Genomic DNA, 23,984 nt, shown 5'->3' with positions numbered 1-23,984 from the left:
GGGCCCGGCGTCAGCCGCCGGCGACCAGCCGCTCGTACCCGGGCTGCAGCGCGGGGAAGTAGTCGTCCCAGTTCACGCTGTCGACGGCGACGCCTGCCTGGGCCGCGACCAGCCGGTCGAGGTAGTACTCCCAGCCCGGGCCGATCGAGCCGACCTCGTCCTCGGGGCCCAGCCGCTGGCCGAACGTGAGCACGGTGTCGCCGTGCTCGTCCGGGGCGAGCTCGAACCACAGATGCCACGCACCCGACCCGGCCGAGGTGTCTCCGGCGAAGCGCCGCGGGCGGTCGCACTCGAGGATCGTGTACTCCTCACCCGAGGCATCCGGATCCTCCGCCGTCATGAAGAAGGTGACGTGTCCGGTCGTGGGATCGCCCTCCCAGCGGCCGATCCACCGCTCGAGCCGTGCGGAGTCCGTGAGCTCGCGCCACACCTCTTCGGCGGTCGCGCGGAAGCGCCGCAGGATCACGAGGTTCGGCTTGCCGTCGATGTCACACACGTTGCCGGTGATCTCGGTCATGTCGCGTTCCACAGCTCCCGGTAGTACGAGAGGCGCTCGCGATCGGGCTCGATCCCGTACGCCTCGATGAGGGCGTCCTCCCATCCCTCGCCATAGTTCCACGCCGTCGACATCGACGCCACGGCGATGTCGGCCCAGCGGTCGGCGACGCCCAACGCGCCGAGGTCGACGTGCCCGCTCCAACGTCCGTCGTCGCCGATGAGCGTGTTCGGGCAGCAGGCATCGCCGTGGCACACGACCAGCCGGTCGATCGGCGGCGCGTCATGGAACGCCTCGGGAACACGGATGCCGCGCCCCTCGGCGTTCGCGATCCGCCCGGGCACGCCCCAGTCGAAGGGGCAGTCGCCGACGGGCAGCGCGTCGTGCAGCGCGCGCAGGCCCTCGCCGACCGCACGGACGGCGGTGGCAGCATCCGGGATCCATCGCGGGTCCACCGCCGACAGGCCCGGAAGCGCCGCCGTCACCATCCATTCGTGGGTGTCGTCGCCGCCGGCTTCGAGCACCCGGGGGACAGCGGTGTACCGCGCCGCCCACCGCAGCCGTTCGGCCTCGCCCGCGAACGACGTCTCGGCGTTGCGGGGCCCGTACTTGAGGTACCTGCCGTCGTCGGCGCGGAACGTCACGCCGCCGAGCTCGTTGAGCCAGACGGGTGCGAGCCGCGCCCCGACGGCGAGCGCGCGCACGCGTTCGGGGACGGCGACGTCTTCGACGGGGATCGACACGGGCTCCATCCTCCCGCGCGCGGGAGGCCCTGCGAAGTCCGGACCTCGCGGGTTCCGGTCGAGGGAGCGACCTCCTTCGCCCACAGGTCGAGTGCGGCGCGTTCCTTCGAGAGGCCCCGCGGCCACGGCCGGTCCACCAGCACGCGGAAGCCGTCGCCCGGGGCCGGGTCGTCGTCGACGCGCTTGAGCCGGATCTCCATGCGCCCATCCAACCCGCCCGCCGCACCGTGCACCACCGGCGTGGTGGGATGGGGGCATGCCCACCACTCGCGCCACCCGCCGCCGAGGACCCCTCACGGCGCTCGAGGGCGCGGAGCCCGCGGTCGCGATCGGCGACACCACCGCGCGGCATGTGCGGCTGTCGCCCGACGGGCTCTCCCGCCACATCGGCGATCCGCGGTCGCAGTTCGTGCCGTGGTCCCAGGTGCACACGGTCACGGTGGAACCGCCGGCGACCTGGTGGCCGTACCCCGCGATCTCCGACATGGCGGCGGCGCTGCTCGGCGGCGTGGCCGGTGGCCTCGAGACCGGCGAGGCGGCCGAGACCCCCACCTTCCTCGTCGTGATCACGACGCTCGACGGGGAGCGGCTCGAATGGCGCGCCACTCAGCACTACCTCTCGGGCTACCGCCGCGGGGACGCGCAGGCGACGACGCGGCTCGTGGAGTACCTGACCGCGCGTGGCGAGGCACGGCTGCTGCTGGCACGGCCCGCTGAGCTGATCGATCGCATCTCGGCCCTCACGCGCATCGGCCCGCAGATCGGACCGTGACGGTCTCCGCGACCGCCCGTTAGCCTGGTCCCGTCGCGTCGCCGGTCGGTGGGCGATGGGACTGAGTCCCGCGTATGCTGATACGCGGTTCCGCAGAACCCGGACTTCGAAGGAGAATCCATGGACCTCACGGGCACCGCCGCGCTCGTCACCGGTGGCGCGAGCGGACTCGGCCTCGCCACTGCCCGGCGTCTCACCGCCGCGGGCGCGACCGTCACGATCGTCGATCTGCCGACCTCCGCCGGCGCCGACATCGCCGCAGAGCTCGGGGGATCGTTCGCACCGTCCGACGTCACCGACCCCGAACAGGTGGCCGCCGCGGTCGCGACGGCTGCCGCATCCGGCCCCCTCCGCGTCGTCGTGAACTGCGCCGGGATCGCGCCCCCCGCCAAGGTGCTCGATCGCGAGGGCAACCCGTCGCCGCTGGACGGCTTCGAGCGGATCATCCGCGTGAACCTCGTCGGCACCTACAACGTCATCTCGCAGGCCGCTGCCGTCATAGCGAAGAGCGAGCCCACAGCCGACGGCGACCGTGGCGTCATCGTCAACACGGCGAGCGTCGCCGCGTTCGACGGCCAGATCGGCCAGCCCGCCTACTCGGCGTCGAAGGGCGGCGTGCACGCGATGACGCTGCCGATCGCCCGCGAGCTCGCGCGTTACGGCATCCGCGTCGTGACGATCGCGCCCGGGATCATGGAGACCCCCATGCTGATGGGCCTCCCGCAGGCCGCTCAGGACTCCCTCGGCGAGCAGGTGCCGTACCCGCAGCGTCTCGGCAAGCCCGACGAGTACGCGCGCCTGGTGATGTCGATCGTCGACAACGGCTACCTCAACGGCGAGACCATCCGCCTCGACGGCGCCATTCGCATGGCGCCGAAGTAAGGAGAGAACGTGAGCGACTCGATCCTCGTCACCCGCGACGGCGCCCTCGCGCGCGTGACCTTCAATCGTCCGGCGTCCCTCAACGCCATGGGCTTCGAGATGGGTGCCCGCTGGCGCGACGTCGCGCACGAGCTCACTTCCGACGCGTCGGTGGGGGCCATCATCATGGATGCTGCGGGCCCGGCCTTCTGCGCCGGCGGCGACGTCATCGAGATGGCGACGTCAGGCGCCTCGGGCGCCGACGTGACCGGCGCGGCCCACACGATCCACGACGGCATCCGCACTTTCGTGGAGTCGGACAAGCCCATCGTCGCCGCCGTGCAGGGCGCGGTCGCCGGCGGCGGGTTGGGCCTGATGCTCGCCGCCGACTACATCGTGGCGTCGGAGCAGTCGAAGTTCGTCAGCAAGTACGCCAACATCGGCCTCACCCCCGACCTCGGCGTCTCGACGCTGCTGCCCGCCGCGGTCGGTCAGCGGCGTGCGCTGCAGCTCCTGCTGCAGGACCTCACCATCGACGCCCCGACCGCCCTCGACTGGGGCCTCGTCACCGAGGTCGTCCCGGTCGCCGACGTCGCCTCGCGCGCCGAAGCCGTGGCGCGGTTCTGGCTCGACAACGCCACCGGTGCCTTCGGGCAGGCCAAGCGCCTCGTCCGCACCGGAGCAGGGCGCTCGTTCGCCGAGAACCTCGACGACGAGGCCCGATCCATCGGCGCCCGCTTCGACACCGACGAGGCCGAGGCGCGCGTCGCGGCCTTCGCCGCGGCATCCGCCAAGTCCCGATCCTGACCCGAGGAGACACCGAGATGAGCGACAAGCCCCTCGCCGGAAAGACCATCCTGATGTCGGGCGGCAGCCGTGGCATCGGCCTTGCGATCGCGCTGCGCGCGGCGCGCGACGGCGCCAACATCGCCCTGCTGGCGAAGACGGGCACGCCCCACCCCAAGCTCGAGGGCACGGTGCACTCGGCGGCCGAGGAGATCCGCGCCGCCGGCGGCCAGGCGCTCCCGATCGTCGGCGACGTGCGTAACGACGACGACGTCACCGAGGCCGTGCTGAAGACGCAGGGCGAGTTCGGCGGCATCGACATCGTCGTGAACAACGCGTCGGTCATCGACCTCTCGCGCTCGCTCGACCTCGACGCCAAGAAGTACGACCTCATGCAGGACGTCAACGTGCGCGGCACCTTCATGCTCTCGCGCGCCGCGGTGCCGATTCTGAGGGATGCCGCGAACCCGCACATCCTGTCGCTCTCGCCGCCGCTCAACCTGTCGCCGAAATGGCTGGGCGGACACACCGGGTACACCCTGGCGAAGTACGGCATGACGATGGTCACGCTGGGGATGGCCGCGGAGTTCGCCGAGGCGGGGATCGCGGCCAACACGCTGTGGCCGCGCACCACCATCGCGACGGCGGCGGTGAAGTTCGCGCTCGGCGGCGACCGCATGATGAAGGTCAGCCGCACACCCGACATCTACGCCGATGCGGCGTACGAGATCTTCACGAAGCCTTCCCGCGAGTACACCGGCCAGACGCTCATCGTCGAGGACGTGCTCGAGGCCGCCGGCGTCACGGACTTCTCCGGCTACGCCGCGGTTCCCGGCACGCCCGACCAGGCGCTGTTCCCCGACATCTTCCTGGACTGACGTCGCCGACGAATCCCCGGTCTCGCCGAGACCGGGGAATCGCTGCGAGACCGGGGCGTCGCCCCCGGGTCTCGGCGGGGATCCCCTGTCTCGCGCGGGTGTGGCGGCGTAGCGTGGGGCCATGGCGGTGCGGAGTCTGTTCCCGATCCTGCTGACACGCGAACTCCCCGAGCTCGTGCGGTTCTACGAGCGCGCGCTCGGCGGGGTCGTCGACTACCGGTTCGCCGACGAGCACGGCGCCGACGCCTACGTGTCGCTGAGGATCGACGGGGTCCCGCTCGGGATCGGCCGTGACGAGGACGCGCTGCCGCCTGGTGGCGGCGAGAGGGCCGCGCTGTGGTTCTACGTCGACGATGTCGACCATGCGTTCCGCGCGTGGGTGGCCGCGGGCGGTCACCCGATCCAGCAGCCGGAGGACATGCCGTGGGGCGAGCGTGTCGCCCAGGTGCGCGACCCCGCCGGCAACCTCGTGAACCTCGGCGCGGAGGCCCTCCCGACCGAGGGCTGACGGTACGCCGCGCGATGGGGCGACGCCGGCGCCGCAGCATCCCTCCGCGCCTCGGCATGCACGCCGAAGCCGCCGTCGGCGACCTTGCTCGACGGCGTTCGCGAGGAGGATCCCCAAAATGAAAATCCGCTAAAACACTGGCGTGGTGACGTTACCAGTGTTAGCTTTCCTTCGGAGTCAGAGGACGGCGTGCTCACCGGAGAGCACACGATGCGACGCCGCATCGCCGCGGTATCTCCGGTATGTCCCTGTTCGTTCCGACGCGCGTTCCGACGCGCCGACGACTGATCCGCCCCACGCTCTGCACGGCACCACGTGCAGCGTGTCTCGCCGCCGTGGCACCGCTTCGGCGTCACGGAATCCACGGAAGGATCTGCAATCCCATGAAGCGCTTCACCAAGCTGACCGCGGGAGCCCTCGTGCTCGCCGTGCCTCTCGCGCTGACCCTGACCTCCTGCAGCGGGTCGGGCGGCGGCTCCGGCGAGGGAGACGGGGACCAGACGCTCACCGTCTGGACCTGGGATCCCGCCTTCAACATCTACGCGATGGAGGAGGCCGAGAAGGTCTACCAGGAGGACCACCCCGACTTCTCGCTCGACATCGTCGAGGTGCCGTGGGACGACCTCCAGACCAAGCTCACGACCATCGCGCAGTCGCAGGCGTTCGACGAGCTGCCCGACATCTTCCTGATGCAGAACAACGCGTTCCAGAAGAACGGGCTGAACTACCCCGACCTGTTCTCGGACTTCAGCGACTCCGACATCGACTTCTCGGAGTTCCCGCAGTCCGTCGTCGACTACTCGACGATCGACGACATCAACTACGGCGTGCCCTTCGACGCCGGCACCGCGATCACGGCGCTGCGCACCGACGTGCTCGAGGAGGCGGGCTACACCGTCGACGACTTCACCGACATCACGTGGGACCAGTACCTCACGATCGGCAAGGATGTGCTCGCCAAGACCGGGCAGCCGCTGCTGTCGGGCCAGGCCGGCTCCGCCGACATCCCGATGATGATGCTGCAGTCGGCCGGCGCCAGCCTGTTCGACGACGAGGGCAACCCCACGATCGTCGACAACGACGCGCTCGAGGCGGCCATCGGCGTCTACACCCAGCTCGTCGAGGCGGGCGTGCTCGTCGAGGTCAACTCCTGGGACGAGTACATCGGCACCCTCGTCAACGGCACCGTCGGGGGCACGATCAACGGCGTGTGGATCGTCGGCTCGATCCAGACCGCGGAGGACCAGGACGGCAAGTGGGCCGTCACCAACCTCCCCAAGCTCGACGGCGTGTCGGGCGCGACGAACTACTCCGCCAACGGCGGATCGTCGTGGGCGATCTCCTCGACGGCCGACGTCGACCTCGCGTCGGACTTCCTCGCCGCGACCTTCGCCGGCTCGACCGAGCTGTACGACACGATCCTGCCGAAGGCGGGCGCGGTCGCGAACTGGATCCCGGCCGGTGACAGCGACGTCTACAACGAGCCGATCGCCTTCTTCGGGGGTCAGCCGATCTTCGCCGACGTCGTCAAGTTCGGCCCGGAGGTCCCCTCGAACAACACGGGTGCGTACTACTACGAGGCGCGCGACGCGGTGAGCACGGCCATGACGCAGATCATGGGCGGCACCGACATGACCACCGCGCTGGAAGAGGCGCAGGCCAACGTCGAGTTCGCGATGCAGTAACCCCGGCGATGGTCCGGCCGGGCGACGACGTCGCCCGGCCGGACCGGAACCGTGGCCCTGACCGCCCGAGGAAAGAGACGACTCCGTGGCCTCCGACGTGAAGACCCGCACCAAGACTTCGAGCAGACGCAAGCAGCCGCCGCCGCTCGACAACTACATCGGCGACCGCAAGCCGTGGCTGAACAACACGCGCCGCCGCAGTCTCACCGGCTGGGGGTTCCTGCTCCCCGCCGCGCTGCTCATCCTGTTCATGAGCTTCATCCCGATGGCGCAGGCGTTCGTCCTGTCGCTGCAGACGGGACGGGGCACGCGCCTCGAGTTCGCCGATCCGCTCTGGTACAACTACCAGCGCCTGCTGAGCGACGACATCTTCCGGCTCACACTGACGAACACCTTCATCTACCTGATCATCCAGGTGCCGATCATGCTGGCGTTGGCTCTCGTGCTGGCGAACCTGCTGAACAACCCCAAGCTGCGGTTCAAGGCGCTGTGGCGCACGGCGATCTTCCTGCCCTGCGCGGTGTCGCTGGTGTCGTACTCGCTGGTGTTCCGCACGCTGTTCGCGAACGACGGCTTCGTCAACGACATGCTGATGTCGATCGGCGCCATCGGCGGCCCGATCAACTGGCTCGGGCAGGCCGAGACCGCACGGTTCGTGATCATCCTCGGCCTCTTGTGGCGGTGGACCGGCTACAACATGGTCTTCTACCTGGCCGCCCTCCAGAACATCGACCACTCGAGCATCGAGGCCGCCCGCATGGACGGCGCGAACGCCTTCCAGACCTTCTGGTACGTCACCGTGCCGCAGCTCAAGCCGATGATCGTGCTCACCGCGATCCTCTCGATCAACGGCACCCTGCAGATGTTCGACGAGTCGTGGGCGCTGACCCAGGGCGGACCGGCCCACCAGACCATGTCCATGGCGCACTACCTCTACGAGGTGTCGTTCCAGAAGAACCCCAACTTCGGCTACGCCGCGGCGATCTCGTATGTGATCCTCATGCTCGTCGCCATCCTCTCGTTCATCCAGATGAAGGTCGGTGACAAGCGTGATTAACAAGCTCCGCAGCCTCCCCGGATACGCCCTGCTGGCGGTCTGGGCGCTCTTCTCGGTCTTCCCGCTCTACTTCATGGCGGTCTCGGCCACCAACACGAGCAAGGACGTCCTGTCGTCGAAGATGCTGCCCGGCACCGCCCTGTTCGAGAACATCGCGGTGCTCTTCTCGACGCAGAACGTCGTCGGCGCGATGACGAACTCGTTCCTCATCGCCGTCGGGACGACGATCCTCGCGCTGACGGTGTGCTCGATCGCCGGCTACGGATTCGAGGTGTACCACTCGAAGGCCAAGGACGTCGTCATGGCGATCCTGCTGCTCGCGATCATGATCCCGTTCGCCGCCACGATGATCCCGCTGTTCCAGCTGTTCGCGCGCGTCGGGATGGTGAACTCGCTGTGGGCGGTCGTGATCCCGATGATCTCGACGCCGTTCCTCATCCTGCTGTTCCGGCAGGCCTCGCGCTCGTTTCCGCACGACATCATCGAGGCGGCGCGCATCGATGGCCTCAGCGAGCTGTCGATCTTCGCCAGGATCTACGTCCCGACGATGCGCTCGACGTTCGCCGCGGCGGCCGTGATCACATTCATGATGGCGTGGAACAACTTCCTGTGGCCGAAGGTGATCCTCGTCAACAACAGCGTGCTGACGATGCCGATGCTCACCGCGAACATCAGCGCCGGGTACGTCACCGACTACGGCGTGCTGATGCTCGCCGTGCTCCTGTCTTCGCTGCCGACGATGATCGTGTTCTTCCTCCTGCAGCGGCAATTCGCACAGGGCATCACGGGGGCGGTCAAGTGACACTCGACACCATCGACATCCGGACCGAGAGCTACGGAGATGAGGCGGTGAGGTTCGACGCCGCCCGGATCGCGGATCCCCGGTTCGTCCAGGAGAACCGCCTGCCCGCCCATTCGGACCACCGCTGGTTCCGGACGGCGGCCGAGGCGGCGGACGGCGACAGCGGGTACGAGCAGTCGCTCAGCGGCCGGTGGAAGATCCACTACGCGAAGAACCCCGCCGCCGCCCCGGCCGGCTTCTTCCACCCGGACTACGACTGCGAGAGCTGGGACGACATCCCGGTGCCCGCGCACATCCAGCTGCACGGCTACGACCGCCCGCAGTACGTGAACGTCCAGTACCCCTGGGACGGCGTCGAGCAGATCGACCCGGGCGAGGTGCCCGAGCGCTACAACCCTGTCGCGTCGTACGTGAAGAGCTTCCGCCTCGACCGGCCGGTCGAGGCGGGCGAGACCGTGAGCATCAGCTTCCTGGGCGCCGAGAGCGCGATCGCGGTCTGGCTCAACGGGCGCTACCTCGGGTACGCGACCGACAGCTTCACGCCGTCGGAGTTCGACGTGACCGACGCCCTGGTCGAGGGAGAGAACAAGCTCGCCGCGCAGGTCTTCAAGTTCTCCAGCGGCTCATGGCTCGAGGACCAGGACTTCTTCCGGTTCTCGGGGCTGTTCCGCGACGTCGTCCTGTACCGCCGTCCCCGTGCGCATGTCGAGGACCTCCGGGTCGACGTCGTCCTCGCCCATGATGCGGCGTTCGCTGACATCGCCCTGCGCATCGATCTGCGCGGGGAGGGGAGCGCCGCCGCCCGCCTCGCCGGTGTCGGACCGCTCGAGCCTCGCGGTGACGGCGGCTTCAGCATCCGTCTCGACAATCCCCGGCTGTGGAGCCCGGAGGATCCATGGCTGTACGAGATCGAGATCGAGGTGCGAGACGTCTCGGGCGAGGTGGCCGAGGTCATCGTGCAGCGCGTCGGCGTGCGGCGCTTCGCGATCGAGGACGGGCTGCTGAAGCTCAACGGGCGACGTGTGGTCTTCTTCGGAGTGAACCGGCACGAGTTCGGCCTCGCCGGGCGCGTGCAGACCGCGGCCGAGATCGAGGCGGACCTCCTCGCTCTCAAGGCCGTGGGCGTCAACGCCGTGCGCACCAGTCACTACCCGAACAGCACCGTGTTCTACGAGCTCGCGGATCGGCACGGCCTCATGGTCATCGACGAGATGAACCTCGAGAGCCACGGTGTGTGGGACCGCATCCGCAAGCTCGGCGCGCCCATCGAGGACGCGGTCCCGGGCGACCGCCCCGAATGGCTGCCGACCCTGCTCGACCGCGCGGCGAGCATGTACGAACGCGACAAGAACCACCCGAGCATCGTGATGTGGTCGTGCGGCAATGAGTCGTTCGGGGGCACGAACCTGCGTGACGTCGCCGCGTGGTTCCGAGAGGTCGACAGCCGCCCGGTGCACTACGAGGGCGTGCACTGGGATCCGCGCCACGAAGAGACCACCGACGTCGTCAGCCAGATGTACACGCCGGCCGCCGAGGTCGAGGAGTTCCTGCGGGACCGCCGCGACAAGCCGTTCATCCTGTGCGAGTACGCCCACGCCATGGGCAACTCCTTCGGGGCGGTCGACGAGTACATCGAGCTGGCGTACCGCGAGCCGCTGTTCCAGGGCGGGTTCATCTGGGACTTCGCCGACCAGGCGATCGCGCTGACCGACCGGTACGGCAAGGAGTACTTCGGCTACGGCGGCGACTTCGGCGACGCGCCCAACGACGGCGAGTTCTGCGGCAACGGCATCTTCTTCACCGACCACTCGCCGACGCCCAAGCTGCAGGAGGTGGCGTACCTCTACCAGGGCCTGCGCATCCGCATCGACGACGCCGGCTTCACCGTGCACAACCGTCTGCTTTCGACGTCCAGCGCCGCCTACCGGTGCGTCGTCACGCTCTCCCGCGAGGGACGGATGCTGCGCCGCGAAGAGGTCGAGACCGACATCGCCGCCGGCGACACCGGTCGCATCGCCCTTCCCATCGCGGTCCCGACCGCGCCCGGGGAGTACGCGATCGACGTGTCGTTCCGCCTGCGGGCGGCGACCGCGTGGGCTGCGGAAGGCCACGAGGTCGCGTACGAGCAGCGAGTCGTCCAGGTGGGACCTCCTCCCGCGCGGGTCGCGGCGCCCGCGCCCGAGCTCATCCGCGGCGCGCACAACATCGGAGTGCGCGGTCCCGGTTTCAGCGCCCTGTTCTCGACGCTGTACGGCGGGCTCACGTCGTACCGATTCGGCATGACCTCGGACGGCGGCCGGGAGCTGCTGACCGGGATGCCACGACCGCACTTCTGGCACGCGCCGACCTCCAACGAGCGCGGGTGGGAGGCGCCGTTCGAGGACGGCCAGTGGCTGCTCGCCAGCCGTTACGGGCGCGTGCGCGAGCCGCTGACCCGCACGCGGGTCGAGCAGGACGACACCGCTGTGACGGTGACGTACGAGTACGAGCTGCCGACGCGGCCGGCCACGACGTGCGATGTCTCGTACCGCGTCGACGGCGCCGGCAGGGTGGAGGTGACGCAGACGCTGCACCTGGTCGATGGCCTGCCGAGCCTGCCCGAGTTCGGGATGCTGCTCACGACGCTTCCGGAGTTCCGGCGGCTGCGCTGGTACGGCGACGGACCGGAGGAGTGCTACGTCGACCGCCGCGGGGGCGCGCGCCTCGGCGTGTACGATCGCGACGTGACGACCGAGCTCACCCCGTACCTGCGTCCGCAGGAGGCGGGAAGCCGCATCGGCGTGCGGTGGGCCGAGGTCACAGACGGCAGGGGAGCCGGTCTCCGCGTCGAATCCGCCGACGCCATGGAGTTCTCCGCGCTGCCGTGGACGCCCGACGAAGTGGAGAACGCCCTGCACCACACCGAGCTCCCGCCGATCCACCGCACCGTCTTGCGCCCGGCGCTCATGCGGCGCGGCGTGGGCGGCGACGACTCGTGGGGTGCGCGCACGCTCGCCCAGTACCGCCTGCCGACCAGCGGGGACCTCGTGTTCGACTTCGCGTTCCGAGGGGTCTGAGAGTGCAGGAGCGCCGCACCTCGCTGCGTGACGTGGCCCAGGCCGTCGGCGTATCGGTGCAGACGGTCTCCCGCGTCGCGAACGGCGAGCCGAACGTGGCGCTCGAGAAGCGCGAGCTCGTGCTCGCCAAGATGCGCGAGCTGGGCTATCGCCCCAATGCGGCGGCGCGCGCGATCCGGCGCGGGTCGTTCCGCACGGTCGGCGTCGTGTACCACAGCCTGCATTCCGTCGGCACGCATCGCTCGCTCGAGGAGATCTCCGAGCGGGCCGCGGAGAGCGGCTACGCGACGACGCTCATGCCGTTGGCCGCCTCCTCCGGGCAGGCGGCCAACGGTGCCTTCACGCGACTCGGGGAGATGGCGGTCGACGTGCTGATCGTCATCCTGCCCGCCCCGTTCGGCATCGACGAGGCGCTCCAGCTGCCCGAGGGCGTGCCGGCGGTCATCCTCGGCCCGCCGCTCGTCGACGGCGTCGCCACCGTCGACTTCGATCAGGACGTCGGCGCGCGCCAGGCGGTGGGGTACCTCCTCGACCTCGGCCACCAGACGGTGCACCACATCACGGGCCCGCCCGGCTCGTTCTCCGCGGCGTCGCGGTTCGACGCCTGGCGCGACGTGCTCGCCGAGCGCGGACGCGTGCTTCCCGCCGCCCGCCCGGGGGATTGGAGTCCCGGTGCGGGCTACCGCGCGATGCGGCAGCTGCTCGCCGAGGAGCGCCCGACCGCCGTCTTCGCGGCCAACGATCAGATGGCGCTCGGCGCCTACCGCGCGATCATCGAGGCCGGTCTGCGGATTCCACAGGACGTGTCGGTCCTCGGGTTCGACGACATCGACGAGGCCGAGATGTTCGCGCCGCCGCTCACGACCGTACGTCAGGACTGGGGGCTGCTCGGGCGCGAATCGCTGCGCGTCGCGCTCGAGATGGAGCGCGGCGCACCGCCCGAACAGGTCCAGCTGGCGACGCAGCTGGTCCTGCGCGCCTCGACGGCCGCTCCCGCGGGCTGAGGGGCCCGGGCTCAGATCAGGCCGAGGCGGCGGAACGCGTTCGCGATGCCGTCGTCGAGCACGTCGGTCGTGACGAAGTCGGCGAGCTCCTTGAGCTCGGGCTGGGCGTTGCCCATCGCCACCGAGACGCCGCACACCTGGAACATCTCGATGTCGTTCCAGCTGTCGCCCACCGCGATCGCGTCGTCGGCGTGCATGCCGAGGTGCGCCAGCAGCAGCTCGATCGCCGAGCCCTTCGTCGTCTCGCGCTCGCTGATCTCTCCGTTCGAGCCGCCCGGCAGCGGCATGCTCCCCGGCACGATCAGGAACTCGTCGCCGAGGTCTTCCCGCAGCTCGTCGAGGCCTTCGGGGTGGTCGCTCACGAACACGGCCTTGTCGATGCGGGTGAGGTCCGCCTCGTCCACGCTCGGGAACCTGCGCTGCGCGAGACCGACCAGCGAGTCCTCGGGCCGCACCTGCTGGCCCGCCGCCTCACGCGCCTCGAGCGCCGCCGCGTAGTCGCGCATCAGCTCGGCCATGTCGTCGCTCGCGTAGACCGCATCGCGCGTCTGCAGGAAGTAGCGGATGCCCCGGCTGCGCAGCGCCGTGAGCATGCGGTCCGTCGCGGCGGGGGAGAGCGGGCGATCGACGACCACCTGTCCGCCCGACACGACCAGCGCGCCGGAGTTGGTGACCGCGCCGTCGAAGCCGATCTCGGCGACGTCGGGATGGATGTCGGAGGCCGACCTGCCGGTGCTCAGGTACACCAGGTGACCGGCCTCGCGCACCGCGCGGATGGCCGGGCCGGTCGACGGCGACACGTGCGAGCCGTGCTCGAGGAGAGTGCCGTCGACGTCGAGGAAGATGATGCGCCGGCGGTCCGACCGGCCGGAGGTCTCAGCCTGGCCCACGCGCCCGGAGGCTCCGGGCGACGCGCCGGTGGTGTCTGGAGGGGGCGTGGGGAGCGTCATGTCAGTGCTTGTTCCCGGTGAAGAGGAGGATGCCGCCGAGTCCGATCATGAGACCGCCGCCCGTCGCCGAGAGTGTGGAGATGCGCTTCGGCGAGCGCCCGAACCACTCGCGCGCGCCCGCCGCGATGAGCGCCCAGATCCCGTCGGAGATGAGCGCGATGACGAAGAACACGAGTCCGAGCTCGATCATCTGCAGCGGAACCATGCCGGCGTTCAGGTCCACGAACTGGGGGAGCACCGCGACGAAGAACGCGATCGTCTTGGGGTTCGTGATGCCGACGATGAACCCCTCGCCCAGCTGGCGCCACGCCGAGCGGGGGAGTGCGCCGCCGTTCGCCTCCGCGGCCGCCCGCCGGCGGTGACGGATCGCCTGCACGCCGAGGTACATGAGGTACAGCGCCCCGGCGACCTTGACGATCGTGAAGAGCACGACCGATTGCGCGACGATGCCACCCACGCCGATGGCGACGAGGCCGATGATCGGCAGCAGGCCGAGCGCGTTGCCGAGCACACTGAGCAGCCCGCCGATGCGGCCGAGGGCGAGCGCGCGCCCGATCGTGAAGAGCACGCTCGGACCCGGGATCACGATCAGAACGAGCGCGGCGAGCGTGAAGGCGAGGAGGTTGGGGGCGGGCACCACGAGACGACGATAGCCCGATGCCGCGACACGCGCGGGGTGCGGCATCCGTTCCCCTCCGCATCGGGCTTCGCCCAGACGCCTGCGCGTACCCTTGACCCATGACCGATTCGCCTGTTCGCGCCACCAAACCCCGCCAGGTGCGTCCGGCGACCGAGGGATGGACGCAGAAGAAGGATGCCGAGGGTCGACCCCTCCTCCAGTTCGCGAGTCCGAAGCGCGGCAAGCCGCCGGTGCACATGGCCGATCTCACCCCCGAGCAGCGTGTCGAGAAGGTCAAGGAGCTCGGCCTCCCCGGCTTCCGGGCGAAGCAGCTCGAGAAGCACTACTTCCAGCACTGGACCCACCACCCCGCCGACATGACGGACCTCCCCGCCGACGGGCGCGAGGACTTCGTCCACGGGATGCTGCCGCCGCTTCTCACCGAGGTGCGCCGCCTCGAGACCGACCGCGGCGACACGATCAAGTTCCTGTGGAAGCTGCACGACGGCGCGCTCGTCGAGTCGGTGCTGATGCGCTACCCCGGCCGCATCACGCTGTGCGTGTCGAGCCAGGCCGGCTGCGGCATGAACTGCCCGTTCTGCGCGACCGGACAGGCGGGTCTCACCCGCAACATGTCGGCCGCCGAGATCGTCGAGCAGATCGTGCGTGCCAACCGCCTCATCGCCGACGGGGGACTCGGCGGCAAGAAGAAGGACGACCACTCCGCCGAGCGGGTGTCGAACATCGTCTTCATGGGCATGGGCGAGCCCCTCGCCAACTACGCGCGCGTCATGCAGGCGGTGCGCGTGATGACCGACAAGCAGCACGGCCTCGGCATGAGCGCCCGTGGCATCACGGTCTCGACCGTCGGTCTCGTGCCGGCGATCACGAAGCTGGCGAACGAGGACATCCCCGTCACCTTCGCGCTGTCGCTGCACGCGCCCGACGACAAGCTGCGCGATGAGCTCATCCCGGTGAACTCCCGCTGGAAGGTCGACGAGGCCCTCGACGCCGCGCGCGCCTACTTCGACAAGACCGGCCGCCGCGTGTCGATCGAGTACGCCCTCATCAAAGACATGAACGACCACGGCTGGCGCGCCGACCTTCTCGCCGAGAAGCTCAACGCGCGCGGCCGCGGCTGGGTGCACGTGAACCCCATCCCGCTGAACCCGACGCCCGGCTCGATCTGGACCGCCTCCGACATCCCCGTGCAGAACGAGTTCGTTCGCCGTCTCAACGACGCGGGCATCCCGACGACCCTCCGTGACACCCGCGGCAAGGAGATCGACGGCGCCTGCGGCCAGCTCGTCGCCACCGAGGAGGACGAGGCGGTCGCCGCCGCCACCCCGCTCGAGGACTGACACGTCCGGACTTCGCACTCGGCGAGGACGGGATGACGGATGCCGCGACCCGGGCGATCCGTGATCTCACGCTCCTCTAATACACCTGCCGCACAGGTTGCCCGCTCTAGGGTGTGCGGATGTCTTCTTACTCCGCACACCGGCCGGGCCGGTTCGGCTCCGACGGCCGGATCGAGTTCGAGACGGACGGCGAACAGACCGAGGACCTCTACCTCGACGACGTGCGCGCTCAGCAGGCGGCCGGTGAGCCCGCGGCCGACCGGCGCCTCGACGCCGACGGCCCCGAAGACCCGTTCCCGGTGACGAAGGACCTCCTCGAGGACGCGCTGGCGATGAACCCGACGCAGCCGGTCGGGGTGACCGAGCCGGTCGCGCAGCGGCAGGCGACGATCGGCGAGTGGGGCGCGTTCGACGAGCCGCGGGCGGAGGAGCCCGTCGCCGACGAGCCCGTGCCCGACGAAGAGCCCGTGGAGGAGGCATCCGCTCCTCCCGTCCGCGCGAAGCGTGCGAAGCGTCCGCGTCGGGAGCGGACCTCGGGCTGGCGCAAGCTCGCGATCCTCGGCGGCGCCGACGGATCGGTGCTCGACGAGGTGCCGACCGAGACGCCGCGCTTCGTGCAGATGTTCTTCGTGATCGCGGGCACCGCCCTGATCTCGGCGATCTCGATGTACTTCGCGCTCACCACGGGTGTGCGGATCGTCGCGTGGGGCGCGCTGCCGCTTGCGATCGTGTGGGCGCTCATCATCTTCAACCTCGACCGCTTCCTCACGTCGACGATGCGCTCGTCGCAGAGCATCGGGCGACTGATCGCGCTCGCGATCCCTCGCGTCATCATGGCCGCCGTCATCGGCATCGTCGTGGCCGAGCCGCTCGTGCTGCAGATCTTCCACAACGACATCGCGCGCGAAGTCAACGCGACGAACATCTCGCAGGCGCAGACGGATCAGGATGCCGTCACCGCCGGGCCCGAGAAGCAGGCGCTGGATGCCGCGAGCGAACGCGTCGCGGCGCTCGAGAGCCAGGCGGCCAGCGGTGTCGTGGCGGGCGCCGACACCACGTCGGCGTCGACGGCGTCGGCGCAGCAGACCGTGGACGACCTCACCGCGAAGCTCGCCGCGCAGCAGCAGGTGATCGATCAGGCGCGCGCGATCTACCAGTGCGAGCTGACCGGACAGGGTGCCGGCGAGGTGCAGGGGTGCAGCGGCGTCGCGGGGGAGGGCGCGAGCTCGGATGCCGCCGAGGCGCAGCTCGCAGCCGCCCAGGCGGCGTACGACGACCTGAACTCCCAGCTGACGGCGGCCCAGGCGGATCTCGCCGCCGCGCAGGCCGCGGGCACGGCGGACGCCGGCGCATCGGAGGCGACGAACAAGCAGCAGGCGAAGGACGAGCTGCCCGGCGCGCGCGAGCAGTACCAGGCCGCGCTGGCCGCGTATGACGCCCGTGCCGCCGAGATCGCGAGCGGCAACTCCGGCGCGGTGGGCCTGCTGAGCCAGATCGGCGGGCTCGAGCGACTGTCGGCCCGCGAGCCGATCCTCGCGTGGGCCCATTGGCTCATCGCCGGGCTGTTCTTCATGATCGAGCTGCTGCCGGTGCTCGTGAAGGTGCTCACCAGCTACGGCGAGCCCTCGCTCTACGAGAAGGCCGACGCGCTGCGCCGCCAGGTGGCGCTCGACCGCGTCACGGCGCGCAGCTGGCGCGAGCGCGCCGACATCGCACAGGGCGCGGAGGCGTAGGACACCTCGACGCCGGACGGGACGGTCCCCACGCCCCCTCCACGCGCCGCTGGCGCGTCGCCCGGAGCCTCCGGGCCCGTGGGCCCCGCTGCGGGCCGCGGCATCCGTCCCGCCCTCCGTGTGGTCCTCCTCCGCGTGAGAGCGGTCTCGCACGTCGCGATATATCGTGTTAGAGTGACCGGCGGGCCGCCGCTGGGAGGCGGCCGCGCCCCCGATCCGCCCTCAGTGAACGGGTCTGCCGCGATGTCGGCGGCCCGTGCGAAGGTGGGTCGGCACCCTCAGATCCGCAGAGGCGGAGCCTTGTCATGGCTTCGCCGCGTCCGGGAGAACCTCGTGCTGGCAAAGCTCCTCGTCCGATATCTCAAACCGTATGGCTGGCTCCTGCTCGGCGTGCTGCTGTTCCAATCAGCCTCCGCCATCGCCTCGCTCTACCTGCCCAGCCTGAACGCCGACATCATCGACAACGGCGGGTCCAAGGGCGACACCGAATACATCTGGCGCACCGGCATCGTCATGCTGACGGTCTCGCTGGGGCAGATCGTCGCGTCGATCATCGCGACCTACTTCGCGGCCCGCGCCGCGATGAGGCTCGGTCGCGACATCCGCGACGACATCTTCGAGCGCGTCTCGGGCTTCTCCGAGCGTGAGGTCACCGGCTTCGGCGCCGGCTCGCTCATCACCCGCAACACGAACGACGTGCAGCAGGTGCAGATGCTCGCCATGATGGGGGCGACGTTCCTCGTCACGGCGCCGCTGCTCGCGATCGGCGGCATCGTGCTCGCGATCGAGCAGGCCGCCAGCCTCGCATGGATCATCGCAGTCGCCGTGCCGGTGCTCCTCGTCGTCGCGGGCATCGTCATCGCCCGCATGGTGCCGCTGTTCCGCAGCTACCAGGGCAAGCTCGACGGCGTGAACCGCGTGATGCGCGAGCAGCTCACCGGCATCCGCGTCATCCGCGCGTTCGTGCGCGAACCGATCGAAGAGGAGCGCTTCCGCGAGGCCAACACCGACATCATGGTCGTCGGCCGCAAGGTCGGGTCCCTGTTCGTGGTGCTCTTCCCCGCGGTCATGCTGATCCTGAACGTCACCGTCATCGGCGTGATCTGGTTCGGCGGCATGCAGGTCGACAGCGGAGAGATCCAGATCGGCACGCTGTTCGCCTTCATGCAGTACGCCATGATCATCCTCTCCGGCGTGATGATGGCGAGCTTCATGACGCTGATGATCCCGCGTGCCGCGGTGTCGGCCGAGCGCGTCGGCGAGGTGCTCGACACGCACTCGTCGCTCGAGCGCCCGTCCGACGCGGTCGGCGAGTTCCCGGCGCCCGGCACCGTCGAGTTCCGCGACGTCGCCTTCACGTACCCCGGCGCAGAGCACCCGATCCTCTCCGGCATCAGCTTCCGCGCCGACGCGGGCGAGACCGTCGCCATCGTCGGCTCGACCGGCGCGGGCAAGACCACACTGATCTCGCTCATCCCACGGCTCTTCGACGTCACCGATGGCGTCGTCGAGGTCGGCGGGGTCGACGTGCGAAAGGCCGACCTCGATGCCCTGTGGAGCACGATCGGGCTCGTTCCCCAGCGCCCGTTCCTGTTCTCGGGCACCATCGCGTCGAACCTGCGGTTCGGCCGCGAGGACGCCACCGACGCCGAGCTCTGGCGCGCGCTCGAGATCGCCCAGGCGAGCGACTTCGTGAGCCAGATGGACGCCGGGCTCGACTCCCCGATCTCCCAGGGCGGCACCAATGTGTCGGGCGGGCAGCGGCAGCGGCTCGCGATCGCGCGGGCGATCGTCCACCAGCCGCGCGTCCTCGTGTTCGACGACTCCTTCTCGGCGCTCGACCTCACCACCGACGCGCGGCTGAGGCAGGCGCTGTGGCGCGAGCTTCCCGACGTCACCAAGATCGTCGTCGCGCAGCGCGTCTCGACGATCACCGACGCCGATCGCATCGTCGTGCTCGACGACGGCGGCATCGTGGGCATCGGCACGCACGAGCAGCTGCTCGAGACCAGCCAGACGTACCGCGAGATCGTGGAATCCCAGCTCGGAGCGGAGGTCGCACGATGAGCGACGAGAACAACACCGAGAAGACCCGCCGCCGTGTGCGCCAGGCCGTGGCCGAGTTGAGCGCCGAGGAGAAGGCCGAGATCGAGCTCGGCGAGCAGGCGCGCATCGCAGCCGACGACTGGAGCGGCGCTGTCGCACCGGGCAAGGCCGCGCACTTCTGGCCCGCCTTCCGCCGGCTGATCGGGCTGCTGCGTCCGAACGCGTGGGCGTTCGTGTTCGTGTCGATCCTCGGCTCGATCGGCGTCGTGCTCGCGGTGCTCTCGCCCAAGGTGCTCGGTGAGGCGACCAACATCCTCTTCGAGGGCGTCGTCTCATCGATGGCGCCCGCCGGCACCACGAAGGAGCAGGTGGTCGCCGGACTCGAGGCGCAGGGCCAGCAGGACCTCGCCAACATGGTCTCGGCGATGGAGCACTTCGTTCCGGGCGCCGGCGTCGACTTCATGGCGCTCAGCCGCGTGCTGCTCATCGTGCTCGCGCTGTACTTCGCGTCGTCGCTGCTGATGTGGCTGCAGGGCTACGTCATCAACGTGATCATGGTGCGCGTCATGTGGCGTCTGCGCGAAGAGGTCGAGGCGAAGATCAACCGCCTGCCCCTGCGCTACTTCGACCGCGTCCAGCGCGGCGAGCTGATCTCGCGCGTCACGAACGACATCGACAACATCACGCAGATGATGCAGCAGTCGCTGTCGCAGGCTCTCACGAGCGTGCTGACGGTGATCGGCGTGCTCATCATGATGCTGACGATCTCGTGGCAGCTGACCCTCGTGGTGCTGGTGAGCTTCCCGCTCATGGGGATCCTCTTCGGCGTCATCGGGCCGCGCTCGCAGAAGGCGTTCGGCATCCAGTGGCGCAAGGTCGGCCGGCTCAACGCGCGTGTCGAGGAGTCGTTCTCGGGCCACGCCCTGGTCAAGGTCTTCGGGCGCGAGCAGGCGTCGCGCGAGGCGTTCCGCGAGGAGAACGAGGAGCTGTACCAGGCGTCGTTCAAGGCGCAGTTCCTGTCGAACATCATGATGCCGGCGATGATGTTCATCGGGAACCTCACCTATGTGGGCATCGCGGTCTTCGGCGCGCTCATGGTGGCGGGCGGCCAGCTGCGCCTCGGTGACGTGCAGGCGTTCATCCAGTACTCGCAGCAGTTCACGCAGCCGCTGGCCGAGCTCGGCGGCATGGCGGCGGTCGTGCAGTCGGGCACGGCCTCGGCCGAGCGCGTGTTCGAACTGCTCGACGAGCCCGAGCAGGAGCCCGACGCCGAGGACGCCCCCGCACTGGTCGAGGGTGACGGCACGATCGAATTCCAGGACGTCGCCTTCTCCTACTCGCCCGACCGGCCGCTCATCCACGACCTGTCGTTCCGGGTCGAGCCCGGGCAGACGGTCGCGATCGTGGGTCCGACCGGCGCCGGCAAGACGACGCTCGTGAACCTGCTCATGCGCTTCTACGAGCTCGACGGCGGTCGCATCCTCCTCAACGGGCAGAGCATCGCCGACCTGACGCGCCGCGACATCCGCGCCGAGACCGGAATGGTGCTGCAGGACCCGTGGCTGTTCGCCGGCACGATCCGCGAGAACATCCGCTACGGCCGGGCCGACGCCACCGACGACGAGATCCTCGCCGCCGCGCGGGCGACCTACGTCGACCGGTTCGTGCACTCCCTGCCTGACGGCTACGACACGCTCCTCGACGAGGACGCGTCGAACATCTCGGCGGGCGAGAAGCAGCTCATCACGATCGCGCGAGCGTTCGTGGCGCAGCCCTCGGTGCTCATCCTCGACGAGGCGACGAGCTCCGTCGACACCCGCACCGAGCTGCTGCTGCAGCACGCGATGGCAGCACTCCGTGAGGGTCGCACGTCGTTCGTCATCGCGCACCGCCTCTCGACGATCCGCGACGCCGACCTCATCCTCGTGATGGAGAACGGCGGGATCGTCGAGAAGGGCACGCACGACGACCTCATCGCGGCGAAGGGCGCGTACTTCCGCCTGTACAACTCCCAGTTCGAGCAGGCCGCGGCCGATCTCGACGAGGAGGCTCGCGCCCTGTCCATCGACGCCGAGTCCGGCGAGCGCGCGGAGGCGGCCGAGGACGACGCGATCGAGGACGAGACCGCATCCGTCGTCTGATTCACTCGACGCTGCCCGTCCCGATGCACCCATCGGGGCGGGTAGCGTTTTCTCATGGTCAATTACCGGTACCTCGGAAACAGCGGTCTCAAGGTCAGCGAGATCACCTACGGCAACTGGGTCACGCACGGCTCGCAGGTCGACGACTCCGCCGCCATCGACACGGTCCGCGCGGCGCTCGACGCCGGCATCACGACGTTCGACACCGCCGACGTCTACGCCAACACCGCCGCCGAGGCGGTGCTCGGCAAGGCCCTGTCGGGCCAGCGCCGCGAGTCGCTCGAGATCTTCACGAAGGTGTACTTCCCGACCGGGCCGCAGGGGCCGAACGACACCGGCCTGAGCCGCAAGCACATCTTCGAGTCCATCAACGGTTCGCTGAAGCGCCTCGGCACCGACTACGTCGACCTCTACCAGGCGCACCGCTTCGACTACGAGACGCCGCTCGAAGAGACCTTCCAGGCCTTCGCCGATGTCGTGCGCCAGGGCAAGGCGCTCTACATCGGCGTCTCGGAGTGGACCGCCGAGCAGCTGCGGGAGGGCCACGCCCTCGCCAAGAGCTACGGCGTGCAGCTCATCTCGAACCAGCCGCAGTACTCGGCGCTGTGGCGCGTCATCGAAGGCAAGGTCGTGCCGGCATCGGAAGAGCTCGGCATCTCGCAGATCGTGTGGTCGCCGATGGCGCAGGGCGTGCTTTCGGGCAAGTACCTGCCGGGCCAGCCGGTGCCCGAAGGCTCGCGAGCGACCGATGACAAGAGCGGCGCACGTTTCATCCAGGGCTTCCTCCGCGATGACGTGCTCGAGGCGGTCCAGCGCCTGAAGCCCGTCGCCGAGCAGGCGGGACTGTCGATGCCGCAGCTCGCCATCGCGTGGGTGCTCCAGAACAAGAACGTCGCGTCCGCGCTGGTGGGGGCATCCCGTCCCGAGCAGCTCGCCGAGACGGTCAAGGCCTCGGGTGTCGTGCTCGACGCCGACACGCTCGCGGCGATCGACACCGCCCTCGGCGACGTCGTGTTCAGCGACCCGGAGGACACCTACACGGTCTCGCCGAAGACCCGTATCGTCTGAGCCGTGATCACCAGCGCCGGCATCCTGCTCTACCGGATCGCGCCCGAACCCCAGGTGCTCATCGCGCACATGGGCGGCCCGTTCTGGGCGAGCAAGGATGCCGGCGCGTGGTCCGTCCCCAAAGGTGAGTTCATCGAGGGTGAGGAGGGGGCGCTCGATGCCGCGCGCCGCGAGTTCCGCGAGGAGCTCGGCATCGAACCGCCCGAGCCGCCGTACGCCGAGCTCGGCACCTTCGCGTACTCGTCGGGCAAGCGCGTGACGGTGTTCGTCGCCGACGGCACCCGGTTCTCACTCGACGCGCTCGAGTTCGGCGAGTTCGAGCTGGAGTGGCCGCCGCGCTCCGGGAAGACGGCGCGGTTCCCCGAGGTCGACCGTGTGGAGTGGACGGGGTTGGATGCCGCGAGAGAACGCCTGGTGAAGGGTCAGCGTCCCGCGATCGACGCGCTCGAGCGCCGTCTCACCGAGGCCGCGTCTGCCGGCTGACGCGCCTCCCAATCTTGCGGGGGCGGGGGACGGCGGCGGAGACTGGCCGGGTCCGACCCGAACGAGAGGAACCCCATGGCTCACGGCGACATCACGCACATCGACATCCCGGTCAGCGACTTCGGCAAGGCGACCGCGTTCTACTCGGACCTGTTCGGCTGGCAGATCGCCGAGGTCCCCGGCTTCGAGGACTATCCGATGTGGCAGGCGCCCAACAAGATCTCGGGCGGCGGCCTCGCCCCGCGCGAGGACGGCTTCACCCAGCCCCGCTCCTATGTGGAGGTCGACTCGATCGACGACGCCGTCGCGAAGGCGAAGGCCGCCGGGGGCAGCGTGCTGCGGGAGAAGGACGAGATCACGCCCACCAGCTGGTGGGCGGTCATCAGCGACCCCGACGGCAACGCCGTCGGCCTCTTCGAAGGCTCGATGGAGGGCTGACGCTCGCGCCACGACTGCTGCAGTTTCCTGCGAGCGCGCCACAGATCGGCGCAGCAGTCGCAGGAAACTGCAGCAGTCGTGCGCCCGAACCCGCGAGCCCGGGCTCAGCTGACGCGGAGCTGAGGAAGACGAACGGATGCCGCGGTCCGGCGCTCGGCGCCGGGCTCGCGGTCGCCGCGCGGGGCAGGACTCTGCGACCGGATGTCGACGAGATCGCCCAGGCGCACGTCGCGCAGCGCGGGCTCCGCGCGCAGCCGCGCCGCGAGGGCGCGCACGAGCGGCGCGGGCGAGGCCGGGGCGAGTGCGGATGAGTCGCCCCCCTCCTGCGCGGCGAGTGCGCCGTCGATCGCGGTGAGCGGGCCGAGCAGCGTCCCGTCATGACACCGGGCGTCGTCCGCGCCGATCCACTCCAGAAGCTCCTGAGTGGTCCAATCGGAGAGAACTGGACTGCTACTGCGGTCAATGGTGGCGGATGTACGGAACATTGGACCAGAATG

General features: G+C 69.6%; 23 protein-coding genes. 17 read left to right on the top strand and 6 right to left on the bottom strand.

The genetic code is table 11. The features are described 5' to 3' along the window. Positions 1-10: 10 nt before the first annotated feature. The 3 genes from J2Y46_RS02340 to J2Y46_RS20665 are packed head-to-tail and all read right to left on the bottom strand — an operon-like array spanning position 11 to position 1,439. Positions 11-517: an SRPBCC domain-containing protein gene (locus J2Y46_RS02340; protein ID WP_045298446.1), complete on the bottom strand. Its 507-nt coding sequence runs from the start codon at positions 515-517 to the stop codon at positions 11-13. Next, on the bottom strand, positions 514-1,239 hold the full coding sequence (locus J2Y46_RS02335) for an aminoglycoside 3'-phosphotransferase (RefSeq protein WP_045298444.1): 726 nt from the start codon (positions 1,237-1,239) through the stop codon (positions 514-516). The genes J2Y46_RS02340 and J2Y46_RS02335 overlap by 4 nt, the downstream gene beginning before the upstream one ends. Next, complete coding sequence (locus J2Y46_RS20665; protein ID WP_084695541.1) at positions 1,137-1,439, bottom strand: DUF488 family protein; 303 nt, start codon at positions 1,437-1,439, stop codon at positions 1,137-1,139. The genes J2Y46_RS02335 and J2Y46_RS20665 overlap by 103 nt, the downstream gene beginning before the upstream one ends. 56 nt (positions 1,440-1,495) lie before the next feature. Here J2Y46_RS20665 and J2Y46_RS02325 point away from each other — a divergent pair, with 56 nt between their 5' ends. The 10 genes from J2Y46_RS02325 (at position 1,496) to J2Y46_RS02280 (ending at position 12,648) form a co-directional block, all read left to right on the top strand. After that, positions 1,496-2,011 carry a hypothetical protein gene (locus tag J2Y46_RS02325; RefSeq protein ID WP_310239942.1) on the top strand — a complete coding sequence of 172 codons (516 nt, stop codon included), beginning with the start codon at positions 1,496-1,498 and terminating at the stop codon, positions 2,009-2,011. Between the two features lie 120 nt (positions 2,012-2,131). Next, a complete protein-coding gene (locus tag J2Y46_RS02320; protein ID WP_045298438.1) occupies positions 2,132-2,893 on the top strand; it encodes an SDR family NAD(P)-dependent oxidoreductase in 762 nt (253 codons plus the stop codon). A gap of 9 nt (positions 2,894-2,902) precedes the next feature. Next, complete coding sequence (locus tag J2Y46_RS02315; protein ID WP_045298436.1) at positions 2,903-3,679, top strand: enoyl-CoA hydratase/isomerase family protein; 777 nt, start codon at positions 2,903-2,905, stop codon at positions 3,677-3,679. A gap of 17 nt (positions 3,680-3,696) precedes the next feature. Further along, entirely contained in the window at positions 3,697-4,536 is an 840-nt protein-coding gene (locus J2Y46_RS02310) for an NAD(P)-dependent oxidoreductase (RefSeq protein WP_045298433.1), read from the top strand. Positions 4,537-4,657: 121 nt separating this feature from the next. After that, a complete protein-coding gene (locus J2Y46_RS02305) occupies positions 4,658-5,044 on the top strand; it encodes a glyoxalase/bleomycin resistance/extradiol dioxygenase family protein (protein ID WP_045298430.1) in 387 nt (128 codons plus the stop codon). Positions 5,045-5,427: 383 nt separating this feature from the next. Then, positions 5,428-6,729 (top strand): ABC transporter substrate-binding protein, encoded by a 1,302-nt coding sequence (locus J2Y46_RS02300; protein WP_045298428.1) that lies wholly within the window; start codon positions 5,428-5,430, stop codon positions 6,727-6,729. Positions 6,730-6,814: 85 nt separating this feature from the next. Then, a complete protein-coding gene (locus J2Y46_RS02295) occupies positions 6,815-7,786 on the top strand; it encodes a sugar ABC transporter permease (protein WP_310239937.1) in 972 nt (323 codons plus the stop codon). Next, positions 7,779-8,588 (top strand): carbohydrate ABC transporter permease, encoded by an 810-nt coding sequence (locus tag J2Y46_RS02290; protein ID WP_245619559.1) that lies wholly within the window; start codon positions 7,779-7,781, stop codon positions 8,586-8,588. The genes J2Y46_RS02295 and J2Y46_RS02290 overlap by 8 nt, the downstream gene beginning before the upstream one ends. Continuing rightward, positions 8,585-11,644 carry a glycoside hydrolase family 2 TIM barrel-domain containing protein gene (locus J2Y46_RS02285; RefSeq protein WP_310239936.1) on the top strand — a complete coding sequence of 1,020 codons (3,060 nt, stop codon included), beginning with the start codon at positions 8,585-8,587 and terminating at the stop codon, positions 11,642-11,644. Before J2Y46_RS02290 ends, J2Y46_RS02285 begins: the two co-directional genes overlap by 4 nt. Positions 11,645-11,646: 2 nt before the next feature. After that, the gene (locus J2Y46_RS02280) at positions 11,647-12,648 is read left to right on the top strand and encodes a LacI family DNA-binding transcriptional regulator (RefSeq protein ID WP_245619557.1); all 1,002 of its coding nucleotides are present in this window, start codon (positions 11,647-11,649) and stop codon (positions 12,646-12,648) included. A gap of 11 nt (positions 12,649-12,659) precedes the next feature. On the opposite strand, the gene J2Y46_RS02275 is transcribed toward J2Y46_RS02280, so the two are convergent. Then, the gene (locus tag J2Y46_RS02275) at positions 12,660-13,598 is read right to left on the bottom strand and encodes an HAD family hydrolase (protein ID WP_310239935.1); all 939 of its coding nucleotides are present in this window, start codon (positions 13,596-13,598) and stop codon (positions 12,660-12,662) included. 1 nt (position 13,599) lies between these two features. Continuing rightward, positions 13,600-14,238, bottom strand: coding sequence for a LysE family translocator (locus tag J2Y46_RS02270; RefSeq protein WP_045298703.1), 639 nt, complete (start codon positions 14,236-14,238; stop codon positions 13,600-13,602). Between the two features lie 98 nt (positions 14,239-14,336). On the opposite strand from J2Y46_RS02270, the gene rlmN reads away from it, so the two are divergent. The 7 genes from rlmN (at position 14,337) to J2Y46_RS02235 (ending at position 23,487) form a co-directional block, all read left to right on the top strand. After that, entirely contained in the window at positions 14,337-15,578 is a 1,242-nt protein-coding gene (gene rlmN, locus J2Y46_RS02265; protein WP_310239934.1) for a 23S rRNA (adenine(2503)-C(2))-methyltransferase RlmN, read from the top strand. A 119-nt stretch (positions 15,579-15,697) separates the two neighbouring features. Then, the gene (locus J2Y46_RS02260) at positions 15,698-17,311 is read left to right on the top strand and encodes a DUF4407 domain-containing protein (protein ID WP_045298423.1); all 1,614 of its coding nucleotides are present in this window, start codon (positions 15,698-15,700) and stop codon (positions 17,309-17,311) included. Positions 17,312-17,644: 333 nt separating this feature from the next. Then, positions 17,645-19,378: an ABC transporter ATP-binding protein gene (locus J2Y46_RS02255; protein ID WP_310241076.1), complete on the top strand. Its 1,734-nt coding sequence runs from the start codon at positions 17,645-17,647 to the stop codon at positions 19,376-19,378. Further along, positions 19,375-21,498, top strand: a complete 2,124-nt coding sequence (locus tag J2Y46_RS02250; RefSeq protein ID WP_310239933.1) for an ABC transporter ATP-binding protein — start codon at positions 19,375-19,377, stop codon at positions 21,496-21,498. Before J2Y46_RS02255 ends, J2Y46_RS02250 begins: the two co-directional genes overlap by 4 nt. Before the next feature lie 54 nt (positions 21,499-21,552). Then, a complete protein-coding gene (locus J2Y46_RS02245) occupies positions 21,553-22,566 on the top strand; it encodes an aldo/keto reductase family protein (protein WP_310239931.1) in 1,014 nt (337 codons plus the stop codon). A 3-nt stretch (positions 22,567-22,569) separates the two neighbouring features. After that, entirely contained in the window at positions 22,570-23,049 is a 480-nt protein-coding gene (locus tag J2Y46_RS02240) for an NUDIX domain-containing protein (protein WP_310239929.1), read from the top strand. A 75-nt stretch (positions 23,050-23,124) separates the two neighbouring features. Then, positions 23,125-23,487: a VOC family protein gene (locus J2Y46_RS02235; RefSeq protein WP_045298414.1), complete on the top strand. Its 363-nt coding sequence runs from the start codon at positions 23,125-23,127 to the stop codon at positions 23,485-23,487. 104 nt (positions 23,488-23,591) lie between these two features. Here J2Y46_RS02235 and J2Y46_RS02230 read toward each other — a convergent pair whose 3' ends face one another. After that, a complete protein-coding gene (locus J2Y46_RS02230; RefSeq protein ID WP_310239927.1) occupies positions 23,592-23,972 on the bottom strand; it encodes a hypothetical protein in 381 nt (126 codons plus the stop codon). Positions 23,973-23,984: the final 12 nt, after the last annotated feature.

This window comes from Microbacterium sp. BE35, assembly GCF_031457705.1.
Classification (GTDB): Bacteria; Actinomycetota; Actinomycetes; order Actinomycetales; family Microbacteriaceae; genus Microbacterium; species Microbacterium trichothecenolyticum.
This window is presented reverse-complemented; position numbering and strand designations above follow the sequence as displayed.

Coding starts and splice junctions, on each gene's coding strand:
- J2Y46_RS02340 (WP_045298446.1), bottom strand. CDS start 517: ATGACCGAGATCACCGGCAACGTGTGTGACATCGACGGCAAGCCGAAC.
- J2Y46_RS20665 (WP_084695541.1), bottom strand. CDS start 1,439: ATGGAGATCCGGCTCAAGCGCGTCGACGACGACCCGGCCCCGGGCGAC.
- J2Y46_RS02325 (WP_310239942.1), top strand. CDS start 1,496: ATGCCCACCACTCGCGCCACCCGCCGCCGAGGACCCCTCACGGCGCTC.
- J2Y46_RS02320 (WP_045298438.1), top strand. CDS start 2,132: ATGGACCTCACGGGCACCGCCGCGCTCGTCACCGGTGGCGCGAGCGGA.
- J2Y46_RS02310 (WP_045298433.1), top strand. CDS start 3,697: ATGAGCGACAAGCCCCTCGCCGGAAAGACCATCCTGATGTCGGGCGGC.
- J2Y46_RS02305 (WP_045298430.1), top strand. CDS start 4,658: ATGGCGGTGCGGAGTCTGTTCCCGATCCTGCTGACACGCGAACTCCCC.
- J2Y46_RS02300 (WP_045298428.1), top strand. CDS start 5,428: ATGAAGCGCTTCACCAAGCTGACCGCGGGAGCCCTCGTGCTCGCCGTG.
- J2Y46_RS02275 (WP_310239935.1), bottom strand. CDS start 13,598: ATGACGCTCCCCACGCCCCCTCCAGACACCACCGGCGCGTCGCCCGGA.
- rlmN (WP_310239934.1), top strand. CDS start 14,337: ATGACCGATTCGCCTGTTCGCGCCACCAAACCCCGCCAGGTGCGTCCG.
- J2Y46_RS02260 (WP_045298423.1), top strand. CDS start 15,698: ATGTCTTCTTACTCCGCACACCGGCCGGGCCGGTTCGGCTCCGACGGC.
- J2Y46_RS02250 (WP_310239933.1), top strand. CDS start 19,375: ATGAGCGACGAGAACAACACCGAGAAGACCCGCCGCCGTGTGCGCCAG.
- J2Y46_RS02245 (WP_310239931.1), top strand. CDS start 21,553: ATGGTCAATTACCGGTACCTCGGAAACAGCGGTCTCAAGGTCAGCGAG.
- J2Y46_RS02235 (WP_045298414.1), top strand. CDS start 23,125: ATGGCTCACGGCGACATCACGCACATCGACATCCCGGTCAGCGACTTC.
- J2Y46_RS02230 (WP_310239927.1), bottom strand. CDS start 23,972: ATGTTCCGTACATCCGCCACCATTGACCGCAGTAGCAGTCCAGTTCTC.